Below are 16,474 nucleotides of genomic sequence, written 5' to 3'. Positions count from 1 at the left end.
GGACGAAAAGAACGGGCTTGCTTTGCCCGTTCGTCGTTCAGGAGAGTTTGTTGATGGTCGCAGCGAGCACCGTCGGAAGTTGGCTATCGTCTTCCGGCAACTTCCCGCCGAGCGCAGTAATCGACTGCTTCATCTCATCGACCGGCAGCGACAGCGACACGGTATGCGACAGATCCGGGAGCGCCCCGTTATTGATCATCGTTGCGAGTTGATGCAACGTGAGCTTTGCCTCGCGCTTTTGCTGTGCAACGGCACTGAGAACACCCGTGCCTGACGGGATCACCGCATCCCCGCCACTATCCTTGATACGCTCGCGCGTTGCCGGCGCCGCTTTTGCTGCCGCACTCGGCGTGTAATTCTCGTTTTCAGGCGCCTGTGCCGCAATCAACTCTTCCACTTTTGCCGCGAGTTCCGCGTTCACCCCGGCTACCCCAGTCGGCTGCGGCGGGGCTTTCTGCTGGCCCTTGGACAAGTCCTTGGCCGAGCGGATATCGCCGGACGTGAGCGGACGACCTTCTGCGCGAGCCTTTGCTTTTAGCTGCTCCTGTACTTCAGGCGGGAGCGGGCGGAACTGTTCAAGCAGCGAGGCGTAAGTGATCAATCCCGAGTCCACTACATCCGACCACTTCGGATCGAGCAGCGCAAGCACGCGGGAAATGAACTGACTGCTTTTGTTCATTACCTTGGCCAGTTCCTGCTTCTGGAGTTCGGGATTGTCTTCGAGAGTGTCGCGCAGAAACTGAGCAACTTCCAGATCAGTCAGATCATCGCGCTGGAGGTTTTCCGAAAGTTGCACGAGACGCAGTTTCGAGGCGACCAAGTCCTGACGGACAATCGCAGGAATAGCTTGCGAGTCGGGCGTGCCGCGATCACGGTTGAAACAGAATGCTCGCCAACGACGTTCGCCAGCGATGATGCTGTAGCGACCATCGGCAAGCTCGCGCACGATGATCGGCTGCGTCAAACCCACAGCGGCGATGTCGTCTGCCAACTCTTCGAGCTTCGCCAGCGTCGCCTCATCAATATTGCCGTCGACAGGCCGGAACCGAGTTCGAGGCTGCTTCGCATCCGGCTCAATCTGGTCGATGTCGATGCTGACGACCTGCGCCGTTGGAGCTTCCAGGTTCTTCAAAAAATCGAGCGTTCCCATGCTTCTGTTCCTTAGGCGGTCACATCCAAAATACGGTCGGAAAAGGACTTCCAATGCTGTCCGAGCTTCTTGTTCCGCTTCGCGTACTTCCACACTGGAAGGTTGTTCTCCATTGCATCTGCCACCGCTGTTCGCATACCAAACTCTTCTGCGATCAACCGACCAAACTTCTCTTTCAGTGCGCCCCGGAGCGCGTCTTGTGACTTCGACTTTCGGAACTGATTGATGACGATCTGGACATGCAGCGCTTTGTTCACACGCTGAACGTCTCGGATGGTCTTAAACGTGTTCTCCAGTGCTACGACTGCCGACTGAAGTGGCTCGACCGTCAGTACCACCGTATCCGACCAGAAAAGCGGACTGGCGACGCGCGGTCCGAGCGCGGTCGGCGTATCGAAGATCACGTAGTCAAACGGCAAAGCACGAATCTTCGCACGGAGCTTGATCGCGAGCGCCAAAATTTCGTCGCCCCGCTTGTCGATTTCGTCTAGGTGCAAATGTCCGTGCAGGAGCTTCAAATTGCTGATCGCGGAATCTCTGTAGGGCAACGGACCGTTCTCGAACAAGAGTTCAGCCCCGCCGCGATCGTTGTTGATCATCAGGTTGTGAGAAAAAACCTGCGAGGCATTTCCTTGACCATCGAAGTCGACCACCAATACAGAGTGCCCAGCCTCCGCAGCGGCGAAACCGAGGTGACATGCGACAGTGGTTTTCCCTACACCACCCTTGAGGTTCCCAACTGTGATCAGCTTCGGCATTTTTACGCTTTTTCCCGTTTTATCTCAGTCCACCGTCGAAGCGCTGGACTGCGGCTTGGCTGCTTGTGCCTGGAGATGCAGGCGCCTCAATTTCTCAACAACGAGCGACGGGACAGTTAAGCTCACACGCCGCAATTTACTTAGGTTCATCGACTCCGAGAACAGGCGGTCGTAGAGCGATACGGGGATTCGGATGCAAAGCGAATCTTTCTCAGCTTTCGCCGCCGAATCCAGTTCTTCGCCATGCTCACACATGGCCTCATCACTCGCTTCCACCAGCTTGTCGATGACCACCGAAGGCACCGTTTTCGTCTTTCGTTGACTGTCCGATGCCGCAAGCGCTTCCGAGAACAACCAGTCTTTCACCGGGAGAGGGAGCCTGATGAAGACTTGTTGTTTCTGCTCTTTTACATTGGTCATTTTTACCCCTGTGTAGCATGTAGCAATGATATCGCGATAGCACGTCGCTCGCAATACGTGAATTATTTATATTAGATGGTGGATGAAAAAAAGGCCGCACGAGCGGCCTTTTCTGACGTTTGAAATGCTCAACCAAAACAAAAAGGCATAGTTAATTAGGGTCACACCGCGTGACTATTTGACCATTTTGGAAGGGGGATAAATGAACTGGACCCACCAAAATATGGCCGTGTAGCAGAGACACGCATTAGAGACGCCGCACATCTCCGCTGTGTTGGTCACACGCTCTTTCAGTTCGGGCGTGAGTTGAATGTTGACTTGCGACCACCCTGTTGTTCCCGTCGTGCCATTCGCATACGTCATGGCAGTCTTGGGCTTGCGCCAGTGCAGCCCATGTTCCCAAGGCTGCTCAGTCAGGAACCGCCCAATCATGTCCTCAAACATCGCGGTGAGCGAAGCGTACAAGAAAGGAGAGATGCCTTTCAGGTAAGTATAGATATGCGCAGGGCATCGCGTCGGGACTGCTTGAAGGTCTTCGAGACGCGTCTTAGGACGGCCGATCCGACCACCGCGAGCGCCAACCGGCCGCGTTTCAGTGGCGGTTTCCTCAAGATCGAGGGGTTTATGCTCAGCCTTTGCCACCGTCTGCTTTTTTTCCAGCGATTTCACCGCGCCCTGCCCCGAGGCAGACAACTTAGCCTTGGCGGCCGGCTTGGTCGGCCCGCGCTTCACCCCGGTCGCAGGCCGTGCGGCACTCTTCGCTCGCGTTGGTCGCGCGGTCGTGCTCTTTCTTGTAGTCATAGGGAGAGTGTCCGTGTCCTGCATTCAGCGTATCAGAAATTCAAGCCATCAATATATGAGTATCTTATGGGACAACAATGTGTTTGCCAAATCATAAAGTTGTACCGATGTGATAAACAATACATATCGTAGTTCCCGCGTCACTTTGACAGGGGCCGATCGAGCAATCGGCAGGCCATTTCGCAATTTCTGACGTTGGAAAAGCAAAAAGACCGCGTTCGCGGTCCTTTGCCCCTTTCCTACCCACCCCTAACTCACTGCACAGTCGCCGGACGCGGTACGTAGGCACCCGGAAAGATGATGTCTTTCGTCGCAACGATCTTGAACCGGTAACCCGGCGCATTTGTGAGCGTGGGTTGAATATTCATACCCTTCTGGATGTACGCTTCGCCAGTCTGGCCGAGTTGCTGCCCGACCGATTGCGTAATGGTTTGCTGGTTACTCAACGTTCCATAAGCCCCTGTGCTTTGCTTCTGCGACACCGAGATTCCAGCCGAGAATGCCGCCATCAGTAGCGCGCTTCCGAAGACCTTCGCGTAATGGTTGTTCACGTTCGCATCGAAGCCCGCATTACCCGCGTTGTCTTCGCCTGGCATGCCTTGGATGTTGATCGAGCTTCCATCCGGAAAAATCAGGCGATTCCAAACCACCAACGTCCGCTCCTGTCCGTATGCCACTTGGCTATCATAAGTGCCAAGCATCTTGGACCCTTGGGGAATCAGCAAATAACGGCCAGTTGCAGAGTCGAACACGTTTTCCGTCACGCGTGCGCAAGTCTGTCCCGGCAAGTCGGAATTCAGCCCGCACTCCAGCGCGCCCGGAATGATCGTTCCGGCCATCAGCTGGAATGGCGACATCGCCGGCTTCACTAGCTCCTTCAATACGTCGTTGTCGGGAGCAGACTGACTCGCCTTCAAAAAACCCTCCTTGCGAATCTGCTTGTTCTGGTCGTCTTGCTGCTGACCGTAACCACCGATCGGACTCTGTGCTCCACCACCAGCTGCGGCAGCTTGGGCCGCTTGAGCGGCGGCAGTGAGCGCGGAATTAAGCGGGTTGTTTCCGCCGATCGCGGGAACGGTTCCACCCAGCCCTGCCGCACCGAGCGAACCAAGCCCGCCCTCGCCGCCACCCATTTCCATGCTCGCGCTTATTGCCTTGCTGCGCGCGTCCAATAGAGCTTGCTTGCGCCGTGCTGCCGCCGCTTCCTCGGGCGTCTGATATTGCTCTCCATGCGGACCCGCATTCTGCACATTCGACAATTGGACAGGCGGGACTTGCCCGTTTCCATCCGCCTTGGCGGGGATGGTCGACGCACCACCAACGGGAGGCACGCTCACGGCGCCTACATTGCTGCCGCCAACTGGGATAGACGGCGTGACGCCGATCGGGTCGGACGCTTGTGCGGCCATCACGCCAACCTGACCGTCACCAATGCCGCGGAGATTAGGCGTCGCCGGTTCAACCGACTGCGCCTTCTTCTCTGCCGCGGCCTCAGCGTCGTCGCTCGATGGAGTGGCCTTATCGCCGCTGTCCATGCTCATGATGGAAAACAGCAGGAAACCGCCCACAGCGACCACGCCAAAAATCATGAGCAGTTTTGCCTTACGCGACAGACGCGTGACGCCTGTGCTCTTGCCCTTCAACTGAACGGTATCAGGGGAATCGAACGAATTCGCCATCGTTAGTTGCCCCCGACGCGCGCCCAAAAGCTACGCTTATGCTTGTTCCAGGTGATCGTGACTTTCTGTTCGTTGCCATCAGTTCCGAGGACGAGCATCGCCTTATCGAACAGCTTGTCCACTTCGTACAGCGTCGGAGTCTTCGCGCGGTAATTGACGATCGCCGGCTTGTTGTCCTTGTCGATCAAAAGCAGGACGGGCGCTTCCGACATCGGAACCCCATCCGGCAACTGAATGTAGGTCTTCAAACCGTCGTTGTACACACGTGTCGGCTTGAACGACACATCCGATCCGCCGTCGATCGAATAGTCAAAATCGAGCCGATCAGCAGCCCCAACGGGCAACTCGGCCGCGACCAGAGAATCATGCGCTTTCTGTTCGCGCGCCTTCAGCTTGGCCGACTCGTCCCATTCCGAAGTGATTTCCTCCGGATAGTAGAACCCGATCATGTTCAGATAGTCTTTCTCGTTCGCGCTCGACGAAAGCTCAATCTGATAGGTCCGGCGATCTGTTGTAATAATTAAATTAGTTTGGATGTTGGTGTCGGTCGGCTTGACGATCACATGCGTGATTGCCTTATCCCCAGCGCCCGAGACTTGCTTGCTCATCATCCACCGCGCCGTATCCCCCGCGACAGGCTTACCAGTCACGAGTTCGCCCGGTTGCAGCTGGATATCGCAAACACGCATCACCGTACAGGTGAGCTTCGGCAAATACTGGCCGAACGGGTACATGATCCGACCGTCATCCGAAATGATCGGCTTCGCTTGTCCCGTCTGCTGCCACTTTTTCGCCTGCGCGACCGCAGCGTCTTCCAACGTCAGAAATCGCTGCCCTGCGAATGCGTTCACGCTCATTGCCACGAAGGCGAACATTGCGACCAACTTTTTCATTCCCGAATACTCCCTATTAGCTCTGCTCGCGTAGCTCACCCCAGCACCTTCGACCAGGTGAATTCCGTTACAAAAAATCCTGCTCCGTTCACGCGGATACCCGCTTCGGTATTCAGAGGAACGATCTTGTAAGTGAAGACACCCTTCCATCGCTCCTTACCCAACTCCGTGCCATTCGGCGCGTGCAACGTCTCCGTCCATTCAATCTGGAACGTGTTATCCGACACTGGAAGGCACAGCGTTACTTGCGCGTCTACCGTGTGATCTGCCGCCGTCTCGAAGGGCCGACGCTCAACGTAGAAGTGATCGAGCGCAGCCTTTGCAGCGGACCCTTCCTGCACTCGCGCATAGACCCACTTCTGAAAACGCTTGCCAGCCGCCTGATCGCCAACGATCAACCGAGCATTCTCGACCCAATTAATCATCTGCTCGCGAATGACGCGCTTGTTATCTACCGGGTTGGCACGATCCGCCGGTCCCACGCTGATGATGTTGCCGATTCTGTCCGTTTCCACCACATACGGAATGAACTTGCTCGACACCATGTAATAGCCGTTGAACGCCATCGACATCGCAAGGAGCGCGTACAGAATCCGCTTTTCGACGCGGTCGTTGTGTCGCGCGACCGCAAGGTTCATATAACGGTCGTCTTGCTCGCCAGCTTGAGGCCGAAGAAAAGGCGACGAAGGCTTTTCACCCTTCGATTTACCGGCTTTTGCCGGCTCGGAAGGCGTGAACTCGCTGTCATCTTCAAGTCGTTTTTTTCGGTTAAACACTTGTCACTCCGAATAATTTAACTATATCAGTCTTGCGTATGTTTGAAGTCGATATTCACGCTTGCGGCGTGTGCACTGTCTTGCGGCACATAGCCTTGCAGATCCTGAATACGCTTATGAAGCGGATCATCGCGAGACGATGCTGGCCCGTTGCCCCCTGCCTGACCATCGCTTGAAATCGAGGCGTTCGATGCGTCACCAGCAGGTGCTTGCGCAGAGGATGGAGCCATTTGAGAAGTGGTCGACGTCGGACTCGGAGTCGCCGTGCTCGATCCACTGCCCATCGAACCAGCGGACGCGGACGCAGGAGCAGCCGAGTGAGCAGGACTCGAAGACGTTGCGGCACTCGGTGTCGCTCCCCCTGCATTGGATGCAGAGACACCCGGTTGAGCCGCGCCTGCTTGGGCAGCGGACCCAGCGCCTGCCGCTCCCGGTGCGGCGATCGGCGGCTGCGCGACTTGTGCGGACGATCCAGCGACGCTGCCAACCGCTGAGTCGGCACCCGGAATACCGCCTGCAACACTGGATGAGACGGGTTCTGCCGCGTGCGCAGTGGCTTCAGGCACCGCGGCACCCGTTGATGCAGCGTCGCCAGTGGGTGACGATTGCGGCGAGCTTGAAGTCGCCGTCGTGCCGTTTGACGCGCTTTGCGAACCCGCAGACTGCGATGCGGGCGCCACGTTCGCTGCTGACGACTGCGGAACTGGGATTCCCGATACGCTTCCGCCGCGCGTAGCTTCGATGCTCGATGCGATCTTACCACCCGCCGATTTGTCCACCGACTGCGCAAAGTTGCTTCGCGCCCCGCCAACCGCATCGCCAATGGAACCAGACGCCATGCCAAGCCCATGCGCGCCGACTTGCCCGAGGCCGTGCGCGACGGCGGCCGTTCCGCTCTTGCCCAAGTCCAGACCCGAATTGATGCCTGCACTCAACGCCTTTGCAAGACCAGTCGCCCCCGCAGCCGCGCCACCAGCGCCCTTCGCTGCGCCCATACCACCAGCTGCGACTGCGGCACCCGCGCCGGCCATCGCCGCGCCGGCTGTCAAAGCTGCGCCGGCCATCCCGCCCGCCGTCATCGACGGAGAGCCCGACATCATTGCACTCGCCATTGCAGGGACTTGGAACGCAAGATACGCGTACACAAAACCCGCACCCATAGCTGTCATGCAACTCTTAATGAACTGATCGGCGTCGATCATTGTGGTCGAGTCAAACAGGCTTTGACCGGCTCCCACAATCAGATAAATGACCATCAGTTTCACGCCCGTCGCGACCGCGTACTGCATGTACTTGGAAGCCATGTCCGTGGTCCACCGCGAACCGCCAAACCCGAGCATGATGATTCCCGCACCAATCGCGATGTACGTTTCAATCAAGGTCACGAGCAGTTGGACCGCAACGAAAAGAAACGACAAGAAGCAAAGGATCGAAAGCGCAGTCACGGGCAATGCCATAGCAATCTTTTCGCTCATTCCCTTGTTCTGAAGAGCTTGAAACATCGCGAGCGCGGTAGACCATCCCGTCGACACAATCTGGTCCGGTGTAGCAGAAGCGCCAGAGCCTGCCGCGTCCTGTCCGATCTGCGTGAACGAGTTGATAATCATCGGAATCCAAGTGTCCGACATTTTCAACAGAATGAAGAAAAACGAAATCGTCATCATCTTTCGAATGAGACTGCCGAGCATGTCGGCAATGTCGTTTTTGTCGATGATGTAGGTGATGCACGTCCACCCGAAATCCACCGCTGCGAGCGCCCAAAACAAGCGCTCCGCGTAGACCTTGATTTTCGCACCCCATTGCAACTGAAGCGGCTGAAATTTCGCCTGTACGCCATTCAAAAGTGAGAACGACGTGTCCGACGACTGCGCGTGCGCCGACAGCACAGCAGTCATCAAAAGCATGGCGATTACCGCGAAGCTAACGAAGCGCGCGCCCTTGCGCGTTCGCCACGCGGTTGGAATCAGAAAGGCAATGGGGTTCACGACAGACTCTCCTAGATGCTACTTCTTGATGCGCGACTGGCACGCCGCGTCGCAGTCGCCCGACCCACCGCTATGAACCACGCGGCCCGTGTTCAGGTTGCCAAACTCCTTGTCCAAGGAGCTTTTCGCGGATGCTCCGCTCGCGGCGTCTGCATTCGACGTAGGTGAGCTTTGGTTGCAGCCCGCCAGCATCATCAAGGCCGTAGCCATCAAGAGTGCTTTCATGCTTTTCTCACTGTGCAGGGGTTAGGTTTTTTACCCGCCCCGTATTTAATGATCCGAACTCTTTCGCGAGAGCAGCATCGCCCACATTGGCGCGGTCCTGCTGAGCCGCGATATAAGCCCCCTGTTGCTGAATTTGCGCCGCCTGTAGCTGACGCAACTCCTGCATCTGTCCGATCATAGCAACACCGATGTCGTTGCCTGCCTGGAGAACCTGCATCTGCCCAACCGCAGACTGCGAACGTGTCTGCAATTCCTTGACCATCGACTGCTCATTCGCGAAATTGGAAGCGTGCGCGTTCATCAGTGAAAGCGCGTTCTGCACCGAGTTCAACGTGTTGTCGGACCAGTTTCGATAGCCGTTCTGAAAATCGAATGCCGACCCATAGCCGGGATGCAGGTTGTGGAAAAGCTGGTCGGTGTTTTGCAGCGTGTATGCAACCTTCTGCCCACCTTGGACGATCGTGGACAAGTTTTTGAACGTCTGTGTCATGTTGTTGTCGTTCCACAACGAACCGGCCGCTTGCCCAAGCAACTCACTTGGAGTCGACGTCATCAGGTTTCGAAGCATTGCTTCGTACTGGTTGATCTGAGTCGTCGTCTGCTGCGCTAATTGGGCATAGGACGCAGTCAACTGAATGTTGTTCAGGATCTGAGTCGGCTCCGTAGCCCCAGCAACAGCGCCCGCGTGAGCATTCACCGCGAAGGCTAAAAGCGCGCCCGTAAGTAATGTGCGGTTCAAGATTTGCATTTAATGACCTCCACCACCGGCATCCGGCTGGCAGACATAGGGATTGTTTTCCACGCCGGTATAGACGTAGCCGTACTTGCCCGCTTGCGTCATATCGGACTGAATAAGCGTGCGACGGTAGTTGTTAGGATCGACCGCGCCAACTGCTGCGTTCACATTTATCGCCTTCGCAGCAGTTATCGCGTTGATAGCCATTTGAACCTGATTTTCGGCAGCAGCCGAAAGCGCTCCATAACCCACGTAGAGCTTCCATCCGCCACCAGCGAGTTCAGGAGGCAAAGGGATCAGAAGCTGTTTGTTATTGAGGCTGGTGACGATCGAATTGATCGGGAACAACCCACCCTGATACCCCGTCCATCCACCGGACGCGAGAAATGCTGCACTCGACATCGAGGGGTCATGCATTCCGATGTAAAGCAAACCCGGCCGGCCACCATCGCCAGCCATGACCGGGAGTGTGAGAGACGCGATTGGCTGCGTTCCTTGGCAGAACACCTGAATGTTCTGCACGACCAGATTCGCACGCGTAGAAAGCTGGGCATTTGCGTTTGCAGCGAGACAAATAGCCAACGCGGCAACAACGGCAAAACGACGCATTCGAACCTCAGACATGAGTTTGACGACGGGACGCACTTACGGTTACGCGAACCAACTTGCGCACCAAAGCCTTCACAATCAGGAACAGACCTGCCAGCGGCAATCCAATCGCGTAGCCAAGCACGCCACCAACGATCGTGAGAATCGGGCCTGCCAGGACAAACAAAACGACGAATAGAGTCATGATCTGCTCCTTTTTCTATCTATGACTTTATTATACCACAATCACAGGAATAATTGATATCAAAATATCATTCATGCAGCGCGCGGTAATTGCTGAAGTCTCTGCTCGTGATGCGCGATCCAGTTCGTCAGCCGACCCCGGCCCCAGTCCTTATTGAGATTGCAGTGTCGAAGCCATTCGACAGTCCACCGATCCCCGTACCGCTCGATCAGGCCGCGTGCTATTGCCACGTCTTCCTTGCCGGAAGCGCCAACAAAAGCGAGGCAGACTGGCCCCAAGCCCAGCTGGTACTTTCTCCGGCCTAGCGGCGACATATAGTAGTAGTCGAGCTTTTTTGACATTCGCCCGACGATGTCCATTTGCCGCTCGTTCAAACCGATCGCGCGGTATTGATCCGCAGAGCCCTCGTTGCCGCGGACTTCGGGGTTTGCCAGCAGAATCTTCGTTTGGCAGCTTTCGTACAGGACATCGCGGATCGCACTTTTTCCAACGTCAGAAACGGATTGGGTTGCGAACAGCACCGAACAGTTGGCTTTTCGTAGCACTTTCAGCCACTCGCGAATCTTTTCCTGAAAGAGCGGATGACTCAGCATCAGCCACGCCTCATCCAGAACCAGAAGCGTTGGCGATCCATCGAGCGCACGTTCGACGCAGCGGAAGAGGTACAACAGAACCGGCACGGCCTTTCTGTCTCCCATCCCCATCAGGTGCTCCATCTCGAAGACGACAAATCGACTGAGACGAACATCGTCAGCGGGCGCATCCAACATCGCGTTACCGCCGCCCATTGTGTACGGCTTCAGCGCAGCGCGAATTTCCGCGTCGTTCACCTTTTGCACGAAGTCCGTCATCGAGCGCCGGTCTGGTTCTGCTGCGGCCAACAGTTCCAAGCCTGCTCTGATTTGCGCTCGATGTGCGGGCAAAACTATGAAGTCTTGCAGACGGCACAGCGTCTCGATGTATTCCTCAGCCCATGCGCGCTCAGAGCGCTTATCAACCGCGTGCAGCGGACAGAACGCGAGGTCGCCGCCGTGTTCGCCACCGATGTCGTAATACGATCCGCCAACGGCATTGCAGAGGACAAACGACGAATAGCCCTTCTCGAACTTCCGCACTCGTGCGTTCGGATAGCGGAGGAACGCCGCCTCAATCAGTTCGAGATGCGTGGACTTGCCAGCGCCGGTTGGCCCCATCATCAGCGTGTGTCCGACATCGTCAACGTGCATGTTGAAGCGAAACGGCGCATTACCCGTTGTCTTGGCCATCAGCAACGGCGGGCTGTCGGGCGGAAAAAACGGGCACGGGTTTTTCGCAAGCCCCGGCCACGTCGCCGTAGTCGGGATCAGATGCGCGAGGTTCAGCGAATGCAAGATCGGTCGCCGCACGTTCTCATATCCGTGTCCGGGCAACGTGCCAAGGTAGGCTTCGACTGCATTCAGTTCCTCAACTCGAACCGGAAAACCAAGGTTGCGGATAAGCGTCGCGCAATCTTCGACGCTCTGTTTCAGCCGAACCAGATCATCGTCCATAAGGACGACGACGCTCGTGTAATGCCCATAGCGAACCAGCCCGGACCCCGCCTCGCTCATCGCGGTCTGCGCGTCGTGCTCCATCTCCAATGCGTCGTGGTCGATTGCGCCTGTCGTGGTATTCGCCGCCTGGTCTTTGATCCCGCGAACCTTCTGACGCCACTTCTTACGCAGCCGATTGAGCGTTCCCTTGCCTTCTTCCGGGTCCATGAAAATGAACCGGGTATTCCAGCGATACGCGACGGGCAGCGAATTGAGCGCGGTGAGCATTCCCGGATAACTTGCGGCCGGAAACCCTTCGATCGCGAGGCACCGCAGATGCTTGTTCCCGACGCGTGGATGGTTGCCGCCGACGAAGTCCTGACTACCGATAATGGCATCGTAGAAGACGCCCGCTTTCGGTTTGAGGATGTGCTGATTCAAACCGGTGACGCAGTAGTGAATGTAGCTCGCCAAGTGGTCGATCACGACCATCGAGCCATCGGCGGCGCTCTCGGACACCTGTTCACCCATCCGGGTGATTCCTTCGAAGATGGTCCCAAGCTGCGCCTGCAATTCGCTCAGCGATTCCTTATACCGGCCTAGCAGCTGATCTTGCACCGACACCTTGCTCGATCGCAGATCCTCACTTCTCTCAAACATGAGCGCCGTAGCCTGACTTTGCAACTGGACAGGCGGGAGGTACGTGAAGATCATCGCGTACCCGCTCTCGAAATGAGCACCCTCTTGGTTGTATTGCGCCTGTCTTTCTTCGTCCATCAGCTTCGCTACTGGCGCTTGAAAATCCCCCTGCTCAGGGTAGCCGATCGCCCATGCGCGGTTCGCGTCGATATGAACCATCCACCCGGACCCTAGCCGACGCATTGCATCGTTACAACGTGCGGCGATGGACTCCAATTCGCCATTGCTGGCAGATTCGGTGTCCGTGCCACGATAGAAAAACCCGGCAATTAGCTCGCCACCTTTACCGAGCATGATGCCGGGTTCGATTGGTCGCGCATAACGCAGAAGATCGGCAAGTCCCTGCGCCTCATCGCGGTACTCTTTCTGCATGCCGGCGCGTCCGGCGAGCAGCGCATACCAGAAGACGCCGATCACAGCCGCGCCGACGCAAATCCAGAAGCCATTCATTTGGTCGCACCTTACTTAAAATCTTTGTATATCGGCGTCGGCGCATTAAAGCGCCCGCGTGCTGGGTAGATCGCCCTGTACTTGCGATGCCGACGCACTACGTCGAGCCATTGAGGGTCAAAGACCGCGAGACGACGCATCAGCGCGATCCACAGACCCCACACCACGACCGAAGCCGGCACGCCATACCAAGCGCCGTATCTCATGCTGAGCATGAACGCCAAGTAGAGGCTAAAAAACGCGCCACCCAAGACCAGCCGGCGATCGCCGCCCATGAAATTGAGCGTGCGAACGCCAGAGGCGTGGATAGTGACCTGGGTTAGCTCGCTGCGATGGTCAGCCATTCCCGCGCGCCTTTACGAGCCACACGACGACGTTGTCGCGCCTGCCTTGACCGCCACCCATCCAAGGAACGCGCTACCGCCGACCGCGAGGCAGACTGCCATCGTGATGTTCGAAACCTTCTTCATGATGCCGGTCATCTCTTCTCCGAAGACGAAGCCCCCAGCTGCGGCGCCGAATGCGATCGTGCCGACCGCGAGCATCGTCGGACCTTTGAACCACCCGGCCACGCCGCAAAGACCACCCTCCCACGGCGCGGCCGATTGAGCGCACGCCAGACCAGCGTAGCCACCCAACACGAGTGCCGTCCACACACGCGGAAGCGTGACATGTCGACGCCAGAACTTGCGGGTCGCCACAGCGCGAGCGCCGCGAACGAAATGCGCGCCGTTACGTGCCACGCGCGCACGCACGGCAGAGAAAACGCCCGACAGCGAAATCTTGAAAGTCATACCATTCTCCAAAAATTAAATTACTACACGTTGTGAAGCACGTACCTGCCCGATTGCCTGTCATATGCTTCTACGATTGCCAGTTGGCGAATCTTCCGCCCTGCCTGATGATCCGATTCCTTTCCGATGAACACACACAAGTCGATCGCCTCAGCGATTACGTGCTTGTTCGCACGGATGCCGGGGTTCTCTTCAATCATTTGCTCGAGGCGGGTCAAACCACCTTCACAGCTATCGGCGTGGACCGTCGCCAGACCGCCTGGATGCCCCGTATTCCACATCTTCAGCAGCGCCAGCGCAGACTTGTCTCGCACTTCGCCCGCGATGATCCGGTCGGGCCGAAGGCGTAGAGACGCTTTGAGCAACCGCGTCATATCCACGTCCGCCAGTTCGAGATTGGTCCGCATCTGGACGACATTCGGCGCGGCGCACTGAACCTCGCGGGTATCTTCGATGATGATGATGCGGTGCTCAGGCGTCATCGTCGCAATCGCGTGAGTGATCGCATTGAGCAACGTCGTCTTGCCGGAACCCGTCCCGCCGATGATGAGAATGTTCTTTCGAAGCTTCACGGCAAGCTCGATGATTTCTCGATGGCTCTTACCCTTCGCCAAATCGACAAACCCCGCGCGCTCCACCCGTGCCCGGTTGTATGGATCATTCACGTCCGTCAGCACGCCGCGCGATTCCAAATCCGCGAGCGTCAGCCCAAGAGCGTTCGGCACTCGAATCGAAAAACTCGGCCCGTCAACGATCGGCCACACCAACCCTTCAAAGCGCCACCCATTCAGCGGCAATTCGCATTCGAGAATCGGCCGGCTCGCGCGCACCTCTGTTTCAAGGATGCCGGCAAGACTGCTGAACAGGTGCTCACCCTCGACTGGCGACATGCGCAATCCAGTGTCGGACATGCCTTTCCCTGCGACCTCACGCCAGATACGCCCATCCGGATTAAGCATCAGTTCCTGCAAAAGCGGATTCTCGAACTCTGTCATGCAAACCCCAAAGTCGCGCCGCAGACCCTGAAGCATTCGCTCGTAGGACTGCTGCTGCAAACTCGGCGGCTGTCCGTCGCTGGAAATTCCTGTCGCTCGTTGCATATCTGTCGCGCTCCAAGGCGGCGTTTTTACGACCCAACCGCGCCTCACCAAAGCTAAATTTCTATGAGACTTTAATGTACCACAATGATATCATCATATTAAGTTGTTTTTCAAAGCCGAAATTTTCCACTTCTGACGTTGGAAATCCGACTCTTTTTCTAGTGAGAGAGCTATGAACACGAAACTGAAGATTGCGGTCGCGGCAATCGCGCTTGGCACAGCAGCCAGCGCCAACGCGGCTTTTGTCGTCAACGACGACGCCCCGGCCATCACCGCAGCGAATCCGCAAGGACCGAAGCGGGAATCAACAACAACGATTTCGTTCATCGGGACGCATTTTTCGCGTGGCGGCAAGGCGACCTTGGACGGTCTGGCGTCCGACGTGGTTGCGGCGGACACCATAAACCTGACCGCCTATGCCAAGAACAGGGCTTTGATGGCTAATGCAAAGCGGCGCGTTGCCACTGTCAAAGAGTGGCTTACGGCTCACGGAGTCCCCGACGCCAAGGTTGATGTCTATACGGAAATCGATCCCGACGACGATTCCGCCGACACGGACGTCCAGATCACGACGCGCTCGATGCCGCGCACCCCCCCGGCGCTTGCCACCGTTGCGACCGCGCCTGCGATGCTTCCGACATCGCCGCAGCCGAACCAACACCAGCAAGGCGCAGCACTCACTGATCGAGAACGAATGGACTTCGCCCGACGCATCATGGCGATGGCTCAAGCGAAAATCATCTCGGGCGACGATGCGATTCGGCTTATGAACGAGTTTCTGAACGGCCAACCCGGCACGCTCGCGGCCCAGCCCTCCGCTACCAGTGCTCAACAAGTCGTGACGCCCGCTGCGCCAATCGTGGGCGGACCTATCGCGACCGCCCAGCCCGCGTACCCCGTCGCACAGATATCCGCGCAGCCGCAGATTGTCGCGGCTGCTGATGCGTCCCGTTCGTGGACGCTCACCGCAAATCGCACGCTACGCGAGAACCTCGAAGATTGGGCGCAACAGGCCGGATACACGAAGCCGACGTGGTCCGCCTCGATGCCGTATCAGATCACGTACACGTCCAATTTCAACGGGACATTCCTGCAAGTGCTCGCGCAGATCGCACAGGCAGTCCCAGGACTGGACTTCAAAGTGTCGAAGGCACAGCGCACGATCGCCGTTGTAGACGCTCAGCACTGAAAGGAGAGCGTGCGATGCAGATGTTGATGGTCCTTATTATCGCTGCGGGCATCCTAACGAGCTACGCGAGCAACGTCTTGCAGAACGTGGGCAAGTATCAGGCGACCGCCGAGGCGACCGCAACGGGCGACAACATGCACGCCTACTTTGGCTTTCTGAAAATTTATGCGGCGGCGAATCCAAGCTTCACGGGCGTCATCAGTGATACCAGCGTTCCCGTCCCGACCTGGTTTTCTCATGGCTCAAGCGTTCAAAGCTACATCGCGAACGGGAAAGCTTACGTCTACAACACAGCGCCACCAGCCGGCCTCATCGGCTACCTCGCCAACAACACGATCTACTCCCTGACCGTGGGCGTCAATACGAACGGAACGCTCGTCGGTCCGACGACCTACGGACAGACACCCATCGCGCTGCCGACTGCAATACCGGCAAACAGCGTTGTCGTAACAAATTGATCTAAAGTGGTTGACACCAGTACCCACTGGGTACATACTGCGTGTGTGGTCGTCTGA

The 16,474-nt window shown here is 57.1% G+C and carries 19 protein-coding genes; 2 read left to right on the top strand and 17 right to left on the bottom strand.

All coding sequences use genetic code 11. The features are described from left to right. Positions 1 to 37 precede the first annotated feature (37 nt). From QCE79_RS34705 to QCE79_RS34625, 17 genes are all read right to left on the bottom strand, one after another. Positions 38 to 1,150 carry a ParB/RepB/Spo0J family partition protein gene (locus tag QCE79_RS34705; protein ID WP_309852389.1) on the bottom strand — a complete coding sequence of 371 codons (1,113 nt, stop codon included), beginning with the start codon at positions 1,148 to 1,150 and terminating at the stop codon, positions 38 to 40. Between the two features lie 11 nt (positions 1,151 to 1,161). Further along, entirely contained in the window at positions 1,162 to 1,908 is a 747-nt protein-coding gene (locus QCE79_RS34700; protein WP_309852386.1) for a ParA family protein, read from the bottom strand. Positions 1,909 to 1,932: 24 nt separating this feature from the next. Then, positions 1,933 to 2,328, bottom strand: coding sequence for a hypothetical protein (locus QCE79_RS34695; RefSeq protein WP_309852381.1), 396 nt, complete (start codon positions 2,326 to 2,328; stop codon positions 1,933 to 1,935). 174 nt (positions 2,329 to 2,502) lie between these two features. Then, positions 2,503 to 3,129 (bottom strand): hypothetical protein, encoded by a 627-nt coding sequence (locus QCE79_RS34690; RefSeq protein ID WP_309852379.1) that lies wholly within the window; start codon positions 3,127 to 3,129, stop codon positions 2,503 to 2,505. A gap of 254 nt (positions 3,130 to 3,383) precedes the next feature. Next, on the bottom strand, positions 3,384 to 4,772 hold the full coding sequence (locus tag QCE79_RS34685) for a TrbI/VirB10 family protein (protein ID WP_309852376.1): 1,389 nt from the start codon (positions 4,770 to 4,772) through the stop codon (positions 3,384 to 3,386). Positions 4,773 to 4,810: 38 nt separating this feature from the next. After that, the gene (gene trbG, locus QCE79_RS34680) at positions 4,811 to 5,701 is read right to left on the bottom strand and encodes a P-type conjugative transfer protein TrbG (RefSeq protein ID WP_309852373.1); all 891 of its coding nucleotides are present in this window, start codon (positions 5,699 to 5,701) and stop codon (positions 4,811 to 4,813) included. A 35-nt stretch (positions 5,702 to 5,736) separates the two neighbouring features. Beyond that, a complete protein-coding gene (locus tag QCE79_RS34675) occupies positions 5,737 to 6,477 on the bottom strand; it encodes a type IV secretion system protein (RefSeq protein ID WP_309852372.1) in 741 nt (246 codons plus the stop codon). 26 nt (positions 6,478 to 6,503) lie between these two features. Beyond that, entirely contained in the window at positions 6,504 to 8,462 is a 1,959-nt protein-coding gene (trbL, locus tag QCE79_RS34670; protein WP_309852368.1) for a P-type conjugative transfer protein TrbL, read from the bottom strand. Between the two features lie 18 nt (positions 8,463 to 8,480). Continuing rightward, a complete protein-coding gene (locus QCE79_RS34665) occupies positions 8,481 to 8,687 on the bottom strand; it encodes a hypothetical protein (RefSeq protein ID WP_309852365.1) in 207 nt (68 codons plus the stop codon). 7 nt (positions 8,688 to 8,694) lie between these two features. Then, complete coding sequence (trbJ, locus tag QCE79_RS34660; RefSeq protein ID WP_309852362.1) at positions 8,695 to 9,435, bottom strand: P-type conjugative transfer protein TrbJ; 741 nt, start codon at positions 9,433 to 9,435, stop codon at positions 8,695 to 8,697. After that, positions 9,436 to 10,032, bottom strand: a complete 597-nt coding sequence (locus QCE79_RS34655) for a hypothetical protein (protein WP_309852359.1) — start codon at positions 10,030 to 10,032, stop codon at positions 9,436 to 9,438. Between the two features lie 7 nt (positions 10,033 to 10,039). Then, a complete protein-coding gene (locus QCE79_RS34650) occupies positions 10,040 to 10,216 on the bottom strand; it encodes a hypothetical protein (protein ID WP_309852356.1) in 177 nt (58 codons plus the stop codon). Between the two features lie 71 nt (positions 10,217 to 10,287). Further along, on the bottom strand, positions 10,288 to 12,876 hold the full coding sequence (locus QCE79_RS34645; protein ID WP_309852354.1) for a transporter: 2,589 nt from the start codon (positions 12,874 to 12,876) through the stop codon (positions 10,288 to 10,290). An 11-nt stretch (positions 12,877 to 12,887) separates the two neighbouring features. Beyond that, positions 12,888 to 13,220: a VirB3 family type IV secretion system protein gene (locus QCE79_RS34640; RefSeq protein ID WP_309852352.1), complete on the bottom strand. Its 333-nt coding sequence runs from the start codon at positions 13,218 to 13,220 to the stop codon at positions 12,888 to 12,890. Positions 13,221 to 13,232: 12 nt separating this feature from the next. Further along, a complete protein-coding gene (locus QCE79_RS34635; protein ID WP_309852349.1) occupies positions 13,233 to 13,670 on the bottom strand; it encodes a TrbC/VirB2 family protein in 438 nt (145 codons plus the stop codon). 23 nt (positions 13,671 to 13,693) lie between these two features. Then, the gene (locus QCE79_RS34630) at positions 13,694 to 14,770 is read right to left on the bottom strand and encodes an ATPase, T2SS/T4P/T4SS family (protein ID WP_309852345.1); all 1,077 of its coding nucleotides are present in this window, start codon (positions 14,768 to 14,770) and stop codon (positions 13,694 to 13,696) included. Between the two features lie 93 nt (positions 14,771 to 14,863). Then, entirely contained in the window at positions 14,864 to 15,097 is a 234-nt protein-coding gene (locus QCE79_RS34625) for a hypothetical protein (RefSeq protein ID WP_309852343.1), read from the bottom strand. Between the two features lie 34 nt (positions 15,098 to 15,131). Here QCE79_RS34625 and QCE79_RS34620 point away from each other — a divergent pair, with 34 nt between their 5' ends. Together QCE79_RS34620 and pilM are read left to right on the top strand one after the other, a co-directional pair. Then, positions 15,132 to 15,959: a TcpQ domain-containing protein gene (locus QCE79_RS34620; RefSeq protein WP_309852341.1), complete on the top strand. Its 828-nt coding sequence runs from the start codon at positions 15,132 to 15,134 to the stop codon at positions 15,957 to 15,959. A gap of 14 nt (positions 15,960 to 15,973) precedes the next feature. After that, entirely contained in the window at positions 15,974 to 16,417 is a 444-nt protein-coding gene (pilM, locus tag QCE79_RS34615; RefSeq protein ID WP_309852338.1) for a type IV pilus biogenesis protein PilM, read from the top strand. Positions 16,418 to 16,474: the final 57 nt, after the last annotated feature.

This window comes from Caballeronia sp. LZ003 (assembly GCF_031451465.1).
Classification (GTDB): domain Bacteria; phylum Pseudomonadota; class Gammaproteobacteria; order Burkholderiales; family Burkholderiaceae; genus Caballeronia.
This window is presented reverse-complemented; position numbering and strand designations above follow the sequence as displayed.

Bases quoted from the DNA above. Each gene is read 5' to 3' on its own strand.
- QCE79_RS34650 (WP_309852356.1), bottom strand. From the start codon at position 10,216: ATGACTCTATTCGTCGTTTTGTTTGTCCTGGCAGGCCCGATTCTCACG.
- trbJ (WP_309852362.1), bottom strand. From the start codon at position 9,435: ATGCAAATCTTGAACCGCACATTACTTACGGGCGCGCTTTTAGCCTTC.
- trbG (WP_309852373.1), bottom strand. From the start codon at position 5,701: ATGAAAAAGTTGGTCGCAATGTTCGCCTTCGTGGCAATGAGCGTGAAC.
- QCE79_RS34635 (WP_309852349.1), bottom strand. From the start codon at position 13,670: ATGACTTTCAAGATTTCGCTGTCGGGCGTTTTCTCTGCCGTGCGTGCG.
- pilM (WP_309852338.1), top strand. From the start codon at position 15,974: ATGCAGATGTTGATGGTCCTTATTATCGCTGCGGGCATCCTAACGAGC.
- QCE79_RS34665 (WP_309852365.1), bottom strand. From the start codon at position 8,687: ATGAAAGCACTCTTGATGGCTACGGCCTTGATGATGCTGGCGGGCTGC.
- QCE79_RS34705 (WP_309852389.1), bottom strand. From the start codon at position 1,150: ATGGGAACGCTCGATTTTTTGAAGAACCTGGAAGCTCCAACGGCGCAG.
- QCE79_RS34630 (WP_309852345.1), bottom strand. From the start codon at position 14,770: ATGCAACGAGCGACAGGAATTTCCAGCGACGGACAGCCGCCGAGTTTG.
- QCE79_RS34640 (WP_309852352.1), bottom strand. From the start codon at position 13,220: ATGGCTGACCATCGCAGCGAGCTAACCCAGGTCACTATCCACGCCTCT.
- QCE79_RS34655 (WP_309852359.1), bottom strand. From the start codon at position 10,032: ATGCGTCGTTTTGCCGTTGTTGCCGCGTTGGCTATTTGTCTCGCTGCA.
- QCE79_RS34700 (WP_309852386.1), bottom strand. From the start codon at position 1,908: ATGCCGAAGCTGATCACAGTTGGGAACCTCAAGGGTGGTGTAGGGAAA.
- QCE79_RS34625 (WP_309852343.1), bottom strand. From the start codon at position 15,097: ATGAACGAAATCGTTGTTGTTGATTCCCGCTTCGGTCCTTGCGGATTC.
- QCE79_RS34695 (WP_309852381.1), bottom strand. From the start codon at position 2,328: ATGACCAATGTAAAAGAGCAGAAACAACAAGTCTTCATCAGGCTCCCT.
- QCE79_RS34645 (WP_309852354.1), bottom strand. From the start codon at position 12,876: ATGAATGGCTTCTGGATTTGCGTCGGCGCGGCTGTGATCGGCGTCTTC.
- QCE79_RS34690 (WP_309852379.1), bottom strand. From the start codon at position 3,129: ATGACTACAAGAAAGAGCACGACCGCGCGACCAACGCGAGCGAAGAGT.